The following is a 10,799-nucleotide window of genomic DNA, read 5'->3' as shown; positions in this document are numbered from 1 at the left end:
TTCGTCCCCGGCGGGGAGGGGAGCTACGCCCGCCCTCCCGCAGCCGCGCCTCCGGCCGGGCGGGCGCGCGCCGGGGGAGCCAGCGCGCGGAAGGAGGGAAGCGGGAGAGATGGACCCCGCCGACGCATTCCTGTTGGAACGGCCCGGAACGGCGGGCGCGGCCGGCCTGGGCGAGGCCGCCGCGCCGCCTGCCGTCCGGCTGCTGGCGGACGGGCGCGAGATGGCGGCCGAGGCCGGCGCCCCTCTGCTGGAGGTCCTGCTCCGCCACGGCTACGACCTCCCCCACATCTGCTACCACCCCTCCCTGGGCCCGCTCCAGACCTGCGACGCCTGCCTCGTCCGGGCGGACGGGGAGGTGGTGCGCGCCTGCGCCACGCCGGCGCGCGACGGCATGGAGGTGGTGGTCGCCAGCGCGGAGCTGCGCGCCGCCCGCCGCGAGGCGGTGGAGCGGCTGCTCCGCGAGCACGAGCTCTACTGCACCGTCTGCGAGAACAACAACGGCGACTGCGCGCTCCACGAGACGGTGGAGCGGATGGGCATCGAGCGCCAGAGCCGCCCCTTCCGTCCCAAGGGCTACCCCGTGGACGACTCCAGCCCCTTCTACGTCTACGACCCCGACCAGTGCATCCTCTGCGGCCGCTGCGTCGAGGTCTGCCAGGACGTCCAGGTCAACGAGACGCTCCGCATCGACTGGGAGCGCGAGCGCCCGCGCGTCATCTGGGACGACGACGTGCCCGTCGACCAGTCCAGCTGCGTCGCCTGCGGCCAGTGCGTCACCGTCTGCCCCGTCAACGCGCTCATGGAGAAGTCCATGCTGGGCCGGGCCGGCCTCCTGACCGGCCTCGCCCGCGAGACCAAGCGCTCGCTCGTGGAGCTGACCAAGGCGCTGGAGCCCGGCTACGCGCCGCTGATGGCGGTCAGCGATGTGGAGGCCGAGCTGCGGCGGAGCGACGTGCGCGTCACCAAGACCGTCTGCACCTACTGCGGCGTCGGCTGCAGCTTCGACGTCTGGACGCGGGGGCGCGAGATCCTGAAGGTGCAGCCCCGCCCCGAGGCGCCCGTCAACGGCATCTCCACCTGCGTCAAGGGGAAGTTCGGCTGGGAGTTCGTCAACAGTCCCGAGCGCCTGCGCCGGCCGCTGGTCCGCGAGGGGAACCGCTTCCGGGAGGCTTCCTGGGAGGAGGCGGTGGGGCTGGTGGCGCGCCGCCTGCGCGAGATCGCCGGCGAGAGCGGCCCCGACGCGCTCGCCTTCGTCGCCAGCTCCAAGTGCACCAACGAGGAGGCCTACCTCCTGCAGAAGCTGGCGCGCCAGCTCTTCGGCACCAACAACGTCGACAACTGCTCGCGCTACTGCCAGTCGCCGGCCACCATGGGCCTCTGGCGGACGGTGGGGTACGGCGGCGACTCGGGCTCCATCCGGGACATCGAGCAGGCGGAGCTGGTGCTGATCGTCGGCTCCAACACGGCCGAGTCGCATCCGGTCCTGGCCTCGCGCGTCAAGCGGGCGCACAAGCTCCGCGGCCAGAAGCTGGTCGTGGCCGACCTGCGCAGGCACGAGATGGCGCGCCGGGCGGATCTCTGGATCCACCCCAACCCCGGGACGGACCTGGTCTGGCTCTCGGCGGTCACCCGCCTCCTCCTCGAACGGGGCTGGGAGGACCGGGAGTTCCTGGAGCGGCGCGTCCGGGGCCTGGAGGAGTATCGGAAGAGCCTTGAGCCCTTCACGCTGGAGTTTGCCGAGCGGGTGAGCGGCGTGCCCCGAGAGCAGCTCGTCCGCCTGGCGGAGATGATCCACGAGGCGGGAAGCGTCGCAGCCCTCTGGGCGATGGGCGTCACGCAGCACCAGTGCGGTTCGGACACCGCCACGGCCATCTCCAACCTGCTCCTGGTGACGGGCAACTACGGCCGGCCGGGCACGGGCGCCTACCCGCTGCGCGGCCATAACAACGTGCAGGGGACGAGCGACTTCGGCGCCATGCCCAACTACCTGCCGGGCTACCAGAAGGTGGAGGACGAGGAGGCGCGCCGCCGCTTCGAGGAGGCCTGGGGCGTCCGCCTCCCCGCCGAGCCCGGCCTGGACAACCACCGCATGATCGACGCCATCCACGCCGGCCGCGTGCGCGGCATGTACCTGATCGGCGAGGAGATCGCGCTGGTCGACGCCAACGCCAACTACGTGCGCGAGGCGCTGAGGAAGCTCGACTTCCTGGTCGTCCAGGACATCTTCTTCTCCGACACGGCGCGCTACGCCGACGTGGTCCTCCCCGCCTCGCCCAGCCTGGAGAAGGAGGGCACCTTCACCAACACCGAGCGGCGCATCCAGCGCCTCTACCGGGCGATGGAGCCGCTGGCCGACTCCAGGCCCGACTGGGAGATCTTGCAGATGGTGGCCAACGCCCTGGGGGCCGGCTGGCGGTACGCGCACCCCTCCGAGGTGATGGAGGAGGCCGCCCGGTTGGCGCCCCTCTTCGCCGGCGTCCGCTACGATCGGCTGGAGGGGTACCGGAGCCTCCAGTGGCCGGTGGCCGAGGACGGCACCGACAGCCCGCTCCTCTACACCGACCGCTTCCACTTCCCCGACGGGCGCGCGCGGCTCTACCCGCTGGGCTGGCAGGAGCCGCTCTCCACCGACGAGGAGTTCGACCTCCACGTCAACAACGGCCGCCTGCTGGAGCACTTCCACGAGGGAAACCTGACCTACCGGAGCGAGGGCATCCGCCACAAAGTTCCGCAAGCCTTCGTGGAGGTCTCGCCGGAGCTCGCCCGCGAGCGCGGGCTGGCCGACGGCGACCGGGTGCGCCTGGTCAGCCGCTGGGGCGCGGTCAAGGTGCGCGTCCTCGTCACCGACCGCGTCCGGGGCCGCGAGCTCTACCTGCCCATGAACGGCACCGGCGAGGAGGCGGTCAACCTGCTCACCTCCAGCCTGGCCGACCGCGCCACCCACACGCCCGCCTACAAAGAGCTGCCCGTCCGCCTGGAGAAGCTGGAGGAGGGCGACGGCCGGCCGCCGCTGCCGCGCGTCAACGCGCGCTTCGGCCGGCCGCGCCCGCAGCGCGGGGTCGAGGTGGAGCGGAAGTGGCGCCGTCCCGACTACGTGCCGCCCGGCGGAGCCTCGCGCCCGGCGGCGGGGGGGTGAGCAGCGTGGCCGAGCCCATCGACCTGGAGGAGGAGCGCCAGGCGCGTCGGGCCCAGGAGAGCGACCTCGCCCTGGAGCGACTGCTGGCCGAGGCGGTCCGCCACCAGGAAGCCATCCGGGAGGCGCTCCGTCTCCTCGCCGCGCTCCACGAGCACGGCTGGCTGCGGCTGGCCGCGGCGCTGGTGGAGAACGGCGACCGGGTGGCCGCCCGCGCGCTGACCGAGCTGGAGCGGCCGCGCAACCTGCGCGCGCTGCAGAGCCTGGTGGCCGCCGCGGGCCTGCTCAGCCGCATCGAGCCCGCCCAGGTGGAGCGCCTGGGCGCGGCCCTGGCGCCCGCCCTGGAGGCGGCGGCCGGCCGGCTCGCCGCGGGCGGCCCGGTGGGCCTGCTGGGCCTGCTCCGCCAGGCGCGCGACCCCGAGGTCAACCGCGGCCTGCAGGCGCTCCTGGCCGGGCTGGCCGCGCTGGGGCGGGCGGCCGGCGGCTGCGCCGCCGGGTCGGACGGGGAGGCGGACCGCCGTGTCTAGGCGGGCCGTCCGCCGCCAGGTGCTGGGCGTACGGCTGGCGGGCGACGGGCCCGGCGCGCCGGTCCGGCGCCTCCTCCGCTTCGAGGACGAGGTGGCCGCCGAGGAGCCGCTGGAGATCCGGCTGGTCCGGGGTAGCCTCGAGCGCCGCGAGAGCGTCGCCGTCGTCCTGCGCACGCCGGGCGACGACTTCGCCCTGGCCGCGGGCTTCCTCTTTACCGAGGGCGTCCTCGCCGACCGCGGCCAGGTGGCCCGCATCTCCTACTGCCTCGACCCCGAGGTGGACCAAGCACAGCGCTACAACGTGGTCAACGTCTGGCTGCGGCCGGGCGCCGAGCCGGAGCTCGGCCGGGGGCGGCGCTTCGCCGTCAACTCGGCCTGCGGCGCCTGCGGCAAGGCTGGCCTGGACGATCTCCGCGTCGGCCGCCTCGCGCCCCTGCCCCGCGCCGCCGACGGAGGCCTGCCGGCCGGCCTGCTGGCCGCCCTGCCGGGGCGGCTGCGCGCGGTCCAGCCCCTTTTCGACCGGACGGGCGGCCTGCACGCGGCCGGTCTCTTCGACGGCGAGGGGCGGCTGCTGGCGGCGGCGGAGGACGTGGGCCGCCACAACGCCGTCGACAAGGTGATCGGGCGGCTCTGGCTGGAAGGGCGCCTCCCCTGGCGGGAGGAGCGGCCGGCGGTCCTCCAGGTCTCGGGCCGTGCCGGCTTCGAGATCGTGCAGAAGGCGGCCGCGGCGGGCATCCCCCTGGTCGCCTCGGTCTCCGCGCCATCGAGCCTGGCGCTGGAGACCGCCGAGGTCCTCGGCATCACCCTGGTCGGCTTCTCGCGCGGCGACCGGCTCAACGTCTACACCCATCCCGGGCGGCTCTGGCTGGAGGAGGCTGGCGAGGGGGCGGTGCCCACCGCCTCCGGGGACCTGACCTGCGGAAAGGAGAGGTGGGCGGGATGAGCGGCTTCAAGGCGCCGGCGGAGATCGCGCGCGCCGCCGTGGAGGCGGGCGCGGCCAAGGCGCGTCTCTCCACCGGGCAGCTCCTGGTGCTGGGCTTCCTGGCGGGCGCCTTCATCGCGCTGGGAGGCCTTCTGGACGTGCGCGTGACCGCGGGCCTGCCCAGGCAGATCTGGGGGAGCTTCGCCAGCTTCCTGGGGGCCGCCGTCTTCCCAGTCGGCCTGGTGCTGGTGGTCGTCGCCGGGGCGGAGCTCCTGACGGGGAACATGGCCGTCCTGCCCATCGCCGCCCACGCGGGGCGCACCGGCTGGGGCGGCGTGATGCGCAACTGGTTCTGGGCGCTGGTGGGGAACTTCCTGGGCTCGCTCTTCGTCGCCTACGTCTTCGGCGTCACCGCCGGCCTGCTGACCGCCGAGCCCTACCGCTCGGCCGTCGTCGCGCTGGGGGTGGCCAAGGTGAAGCTGGGCTTCCTGGCCACCGTCGCCTCGGGGATCGGCTGCAACTGGCTGGTGGCGCTGGCCGTCTGGCTGGCGCTGGGCTCGGAGGACGTGGTCAGCAAGATCCTGGGCATCTGGTTCCCCATCATGGCCTTCGTCGGCATCGGCTTCCAGCACGTGGTGGCCAACATGTTCTTCGTGCCGGCGGCGCTCTTCGTCGGGGCGCCCTTCGGCTGGGCCCAGGCCTTCCGCGAGCTGGCGGCGGCCTTTCTGGGCAACCTGGTGGGCGCCTGGCTCTTCGTGGCGGCGGCCTACTGGTACGTCTACCTGCGCCAGCCGGCCGCCCGGCGCGAGGCCGCCGGCGTGGAGCTGGCGCCGGCGACGCCGGCGGCGCGCGAGTAAGGGCGCCGGCGGGGGGCCGGGGTGGTAGGCGGCGCCGCTCGCACGGTGCCGCCTTCCCTCTCCGGCCCTCAGCCGCCGCGGCCCGACGGATCGGGAAGGCCCGCCAGGCCCGAGCCGGCGAGGCGGCCGCCCCGGGGGCCGGCGCAGGCGGCGACGCTCTCGGCCAGCTGGCCCGCCTGGTAGGCGAGCATGTCCTCCACGTGCAGGAAGCGCGGATGGCGGCGGACCGGACCGGGCAGATAGCACGCCCCCCGCCTGCGTAGCGCCCCCCGCCGGACCATGGCGGCCAGCGCCGCCCGCAGCGGCCGGCCGAGCCCGCGGCGGAGCGGCGGTGCCAGGAGCAGCCCCTCGGGCAGCGCCTCCAGGCAGGCGGCCACGCCGGCCAGCGCCTCCGCCTCGCTGAAGGCGGCCGGCTCGCCCTGCCCGGCTCCCACCCCGTCGCCCGCGCCCCGCCGGTCCCGCTCCAGAAGCCAGGTGGCCAGAAGCTGCGTCATGGTCACCGGCCGGGCGGCCGCCAGCGCCCGTTCCGGTCTCTCGCCGGGCTCCAGGCGGCGCAGGCGGACGAAGACGCCCAGCCGCCGCCCCGCATACGGCTCGTAGCTGACCGCCGCCACCCAGACGCTTTCGGCCAACGGCAACAGGCGCTCCAGCGATGCGCGCATCCTCCCCAGCCGGCCGTCCTCGCTGAAGCGTCCTTCGGGCGTCAGGTAGAAGGTGGCGCCGCGCCGCAGGAGGTGCTCCAGGTCGGCCAGCTGGCGCTCGATCCGGGCGCGGGTGGCCCGCCGCACCTCGCTGCGGAAGGGTTCGGCCAGCGCCGCCGCGGAGAGCTCCATCCCGGAGGCGTGGAAGAGACGCGCCTCCCAGAGCCTCCCCAGCGGCAGCCCGCGCAGCTCGGCGGGCGGCAGCCCGGCCGCCTGCGCCAGCCGCCCCAGCGCCTCCGGGCGCAGCACCTCGCCCAGGGGCAGCGGGCCGTGCCGGCGCATCACCTCCAGCGCCAGGCTGCGCAGAGGCCGGCTGAGCGGCTGGTTCTCGACGGGCCGGATGCCCAGCGCCCGGAAGAGGCCGCTCCAGTCGGCGCGGCGCAGGAACGGCTCCAGCCAGCGCGGCGCCCGCCCGGCCAGGAAGCCGGGCTCGAACATCCTCTGGGAGCCGGCGCTGAAGACCGGGTCGCGGAAGGGCCCCGAGCGCATCAGGTGGCCCGCCACCACCAGGCTGTCCAGGTCGTGCTGGTGGTTGACCACCACCAGCGTGGCCCCCCGCCTCCTCGGCAGGCGGCCCTCCACCACCACCCGGCAGGTAAGCGCCAAGTAGACGGGCACCACCACCGCCGCCAGCAGCCGGACGGGCAGCCAGCGCAGCGGGCTGAGCGGGCGCGCGCCCACCCGGAGGGCGACCAGCGAGCCGGCGGCCAGCGCCAGGCCGCTGCCCAGAAAGAGGAGGCGGTAGCCTCGGGCCGCCTCGCCGCCGCCCAGGGCCAGGAGCGTCCCGCCCAGGCCGGGCGCCAGCAGCAGCGGCAGCCCCGCGGCCAGGCCGCGCAGGCCCAGGTCGCGCGCCAGGTGGAGCCCGTCGGGCAGCGTCTCCACCCCCAGCGCCCAGTCCACCGCCAGGAAGGCGCCCAGCCCGACCCCGAAGGCCAGCGCCAGGAGCGGCAGCCAGCGCGCGGCCGGGGCCAGCGCCAGCGCCGCCGCCGCCAGCGCCATGGGCAGTCCGGCCAGCGCCAGCAGCCGCTTGCGCTCGCCCCGGTCCGACCAGGAGCCGAACAGGAGGCTGGCGGCGGCTGCCGCCAGGACGGCCGGCACCGCCGTCGAGGCGGTGGCGGCGGCCGGGTCGGCCAGGCCCAGGACCCGGCGGAAGTAGTCGAAGGTGAAGAACATGAGCAGGTCGACGCCCAGCAGGACCAGGAAGCGCGCCAGCCACATCACCTGGAAGTCGTGACGGAGGCCCGCCGCCCTCTCCTCGTCGGCGCGCGGGGCGGCGGCGCAGCCGCCCTCCTGCACCCCGCCCCAGGTGACCAGCGCGCCCAGAAGGACCAGGAGCAGCATCCACTCCAGCGCGCCACGCTGGCCCAGCAGGGCGACCGCGGCCAGCCCCGAGGCGGCGCCCAGCAGGCTCGCAGCCCCGGCGTAACCGGCGGCGGCGCCGCGCACGCCCGCCGGCACGCGCTCCGGCCAGAGCGCCTGATAGGCGGCCAGGCTGGCGCCCTCGCCCAGCGCCGCCAGCCAGAAGCCGGCGGCGAAGCGGCCCAGGTCGGCGGCCTGCAGGAGCAGGACGAGACCGGCGGCGTCGGCGGCGGCCCCGGCCAGAAGGAGCGGCTTGCGCGAGCCGCCGCGCACCCGCACCGCGTCCGAGTAGAGGCCGGCCAACGGGAGCCCCAGGAGGCGGAGTACCGCCGCCATCATGGCCATCCGCACCAGGTCGGCCGCCGGGGCCGGCGGCGCCATCTGGCTGAGCACCAGCGGCAGCACCAGGGTCAGGAGCGCCGCCTCTTCGTACCCGAGGCTGAAGGCGTAGAGGGCCAGGCGGAGCTGGTTGGAAAGCGTCGGGTTCCAGCTTTCGACTCGTCCGGGCACCCCGCCCGGGTTGCGGGAGGCCTCCGGCATCGCCCTCTCCCCCCCGTCGCCGGCCTTGGCAGGCCCTGCGCCTCGGCAACCCCGTCCCCCTCGATGGTACGCCCGGCCGCCACCGGTGCGCCCCCCGGTACCGAGCCGGGGGGCGCAGGCGGGCGACCGTCGCCGGACGGACCGGCTGCCTACGGAAGGTGCACGGCGTTCATGGCCTGCCACTCGGCGGCGGTGGCCGTCCCCCAGCGGTAGAGGGAGAAGCCGATGGCGCCCGCGTCGCGGGCGGCCCGCGCCGCCGCCTCGATCTCCAGCGCAGTGGGGCTATAGATGCCGCTGCCCGAGCTGGAGAACATGTCGAAGCCCTGCCCGGCGGGGCTGACCGGTACGGGAGCGCCGGCCAGCTGGCGCAGCTGCTGCACCGCCTGGAGGACGTAGCGGTAGGCGCGCAGGTAGCTGTACTCCGCCTCGTAGTTGTGCCAGTAGGCCATGGGCGCGAAGGCGTCCACCGCGCCCGCCAGCGCGGCGAAGGGGAAGCCGGGCCGCGACTGCGGCGGATAGGTGACGGCCACCAGCCGCCCGGCCGGGCCCAGCGCGTCCAGCGCCTGGCGCACCGCCGCCACGTAGGAGGTGACGGTCTGGGTGTCCAGGTTCTCCTCGATGTCGGGGGCGAAGGCGTCGGCGCGATCGCCTTCGGGCGTGGCGTAGGCGATCACCTGCCGGCTCCACGCCAGGTCCCCGCTCGGGTTCCAGAGCGCCGGGTAGGTCCAGGCGACGACGGCGAGGCCCGCCGCATGCGCCTTCCAGAGCAGGTCGTCCAGCGCCCTCCGCCCGTAGAAGCCGTCCGAGGTGGTGGCCACCTCGAGGTAGAGGTGGGTATAGCCGCCCGCGAGCGCCCGCTCGATCAGCTGCGCGTCGGGTGTGGACTTCCAGTCGCCGAAGAGGAGCCAGAGCCCCTTGCCGGCCACCACGTCGGCAGGTGACGCCAGCGAGCGGAAGGTGAGGCCGACGGCGGCCAGCTCGGGGTGGTCGGGGCTGGAGAAGGTGACCGTCCGGCTCGTCCCTCCCGCCCCGGCGGTGAAGGTGGCCGCCACGCCCGGACCCGGCATCTGCGCGCGGACCGCGGAGAGCGTCCCGGCCCCCGGAGCGGCCACGGCGCGAAGCTGGAAGGGGACGGGTACGGGGTTCCCGTAGGCGTCCGCCAGCTCGGCGGTCAGCTGCGCGCTCTGCCCGGGCGCCAGGATCGTGGAGGGCGCGGCGTGGACGGCCAGCTGGACGGCGGGTCCCGGGAGAACCTGCACGAGGCCGGCGGCGTCGTCGCCCGAGAGACCCGGGGCGGTGGCGGCGAAGCCGTAGGAGCCGGAGAAGAGCGGGGTGAAGGTGAAGACGGCGCGGTCGCCCCGGGAGGTGGCCGTCAGGGGCGGCAGATCGTAGCCGTGCGGCCCGTGCGGCACCAGCGTGACGGTCACCGGCCCCCCTTGCCAGGGCGTCCCGTCGGGTGCCAGGAGGCGGACGGTCAGGAGCGTGCTCCGGCCCGCCTGAAGCTCGGCCGGCGAGGCGCCGGCCAGCCGGAGCGAGCCGGCCGGGGAGACCTGCACACTCCCGTCGGCACTCTCGTAGGCGCCCCCCGGCACGCTGGCCTCCAGCGTCGCCGAGCCCGGAGCCGGGAAGCGGACGCTCCCCGACCAGCCGCTCCCCGGGACGAGCGCGCTGGAGGCAGGCAGCGCCAGCACGGAGGCGTCGGAGCTGGCCAGGTGAACCGGATAGGTGGCGCTCTCCGGCGAGCCGTCGGCCCGGACCAGACGGACGGAGAGGGTGGCCTGCCCCAGCGCCACCGCCGCGGCGGGTACCCCCTCCAGGACGATCCGGCCCAGCGGCTGCTCCACCGCCTGGATGACCGCGGAGACCGGCGGAAGCCCGGCGGCCGTCGCCTGGAGCCGGTACGCACCCGCCTGGTCGAGCCGGACCGACGGGAAGCTGGCCCAGCCGCCGCGCGTCGACGCGGTGAGCGTGCGCACGCTCCCGTCGGGCGCCTGGAGCGTCAGGCCGACGGTGCGGCCGGTGTCGGCCGGGTCCACCTGGCCGGCGCTGTCCAGGACCGCCACGGCCAGCGGAAAGGCGACGCCGACCCGCGCCGCCGGCGGCGTGCCGTCGCCCAGCACCAGCCGCGCGGGCTGGTGGACGCGGAGCGTCAGCGACTTGGAGACGGCGCGACCCGGCAGCGAGGCGGCGACGGTGACGCTGCCCGGCGCCGTGGCGGTGAAGCGCCCGGAGGCGTCGACGCTGCCACCGTCGGCGCTCCAGGAGACGGCCGCCGGGATCAGGTAGCCGGCGGTGTCATGGCCCCAGGCGCTCAGCTGCGCGCTCTCGCCCACGTTCAGCTCGGTACGGTCGCTCTCCACGTTCAGGTAGGCGACGGCGCGGTTGCCCTCGCGGGCCACCGCCGCCCCGTCCACGCCCAGCAGGCGGTCGACCAGCACCGCCGCCTCGGCGCGGGTGAGCGGCTGGCCGGGGCGGAAGAGGCCACCGCTCCCCACCATGGTACCCAGGTCGGCGGCCACCGCCACCGCCCCCCGCGCCCAGTCGGGCACCGCGACGGCGTCGGCGTAGGGAAGCGCCGCCCCGGAGAGGTCCCGGGCGACGCGGTCGAGGCCCAGCGCACGCGCCGCCACGGTGGCCATCATGGCACGGGTGACGGTGGCGCCGGGGGCGAAGCGGCCGGGCGCCACGCCGCTGAAGAGGCCGTTTCCGGAGGCGGCCTCCACGGCCGCGTAATACCAGGCCCCCGGGGGAACGTCGGCG

6 protein-coding genes are annotated in these 10,799 nt (G+C 75.7%); 4 read left to right on the top strand and 2 right to left on the bottom strand.

Going from position 1 to position 10,799, the window contains the following annotated elements; translation table 11 throughout:
* The first annotated feature begins 109 nt into the window (after window positions 1-109).
* From fdhF to K6U79_09195, 4 genes are read left to right on the top strand one after another with little or no spacing between them, the layout of a single operon-like run.
* Window positions 110-3,136 carry a formate dehydrogenase subunit alpha gene (gene fdhF / locus K6U79_09210; protein ID MCL6522530.1) on the top strand — a complete coding sequence of 1,009 codons (3,027 nt, stop codon included), beginning with the start codon at window positions 110-112 and terminating at the stop codon, window positions 3,134-3,136.
* Window positions 3,133-3,660: a DUF1641 domain-containing protein gene (locus K6U79_09205; protein MCL6522529.1), complete on the top strand. Its 528-nt coding sequence runs from the start codon at window positions 3,133-3,135 to the stop codon at window positions 3,658-3,660. Before fdhF ends, K6U79_09205 begins: the two co-directional genes overlap by 4 nt.
* Before the next feature lie 19 nt (window positions 3,661-3,679).
* Window positions 3,680-4,603, top strand: coding sequence for a formate dehydrogenase accessory sulfurtransferase FdhD (locus K6U79_09200; protein ID MCL6522528.1), 924 nt, complete (start codon window positions 3,680-3,682; stop codon window positions 4,601-4,603).
* Window positions 4,600-5,439 carry a formate/nitrite transporter family protein gene (locus K6U79_09195; protein MCL6522527.1) on the top strand — a complete coding sequence of 280 codons (840 nt, stop codon included), beginning with the start codon at window positions 4,600-4,602 and terminating at the stop codon, window positions 5,437-5,439. The genes K6U79_09200 and K6U79_09195 overlap by 4 nt, the downstream gene beginning before the upstream one ends.
* Before the next feature lie 68 nt (window positions 5,440-5,507).
* Here the strand turns inward: K6U79_09195 and K6U79_09190 are convergent, their stop codons facing one another.
* Window positions 5,508-8,039, bottom strand: a complete 2,532-nt coding sequence (locus K6U79_09190; protein ID MCL6522526.1) for a hypothetical protein — start codon at window positions 8,037-8,039, stop codon at window positions 5,508-5,510.
* A 149-nt stretch (window positions 8,040-8,188) separates the two neighbouring features.
* A partial coding sequence (locus tag K6U79_09185) for an S-layer homology domain-containing protein (protein ID MCL6522525.1) occupies window positions 8,189-10,799 on the bottom strand: 2,611 nt, incomplete at its 5' end.

Source organism: Bacillota bacterium, assembly GCA_023511835.1.
Lineage (GTDB): Bacteria > Bacillota > Sulfobacillia > JAIMAT01 > JAIMAT01 > JAIMAT01.
Note: the sequence above shows the minus strand (reverse complement) of the source record. Positions and strands in the feature narration are given on the sequence as shown.

What these genes read in the sequence shown, in the direction of transcription:
- fdhF (MCL6522530.1), top strand. Translation starts at nt 110, where the DNA reads ATGGACCCCGCCGACGCATTCCTGTTGGAACGGCCCGGAACGGCGGGC.
- K6U79_09195 (MCL6522527.1), top strand. Translation starts at nt 4,600, where the DNA reads ATGAGCGGCTTCAAGGCGCCGGCGGAGATCGCGCGCGCCGCCGTGGAG.
- K6U79_09190 (MCL6522526.1), bottom strand. Translation starts at nt 8,039, where the DNA reads ATGCCGGAGGCCTCCCGCAACCCGGGCGGGGTGCCCGGACGAGTCGAA.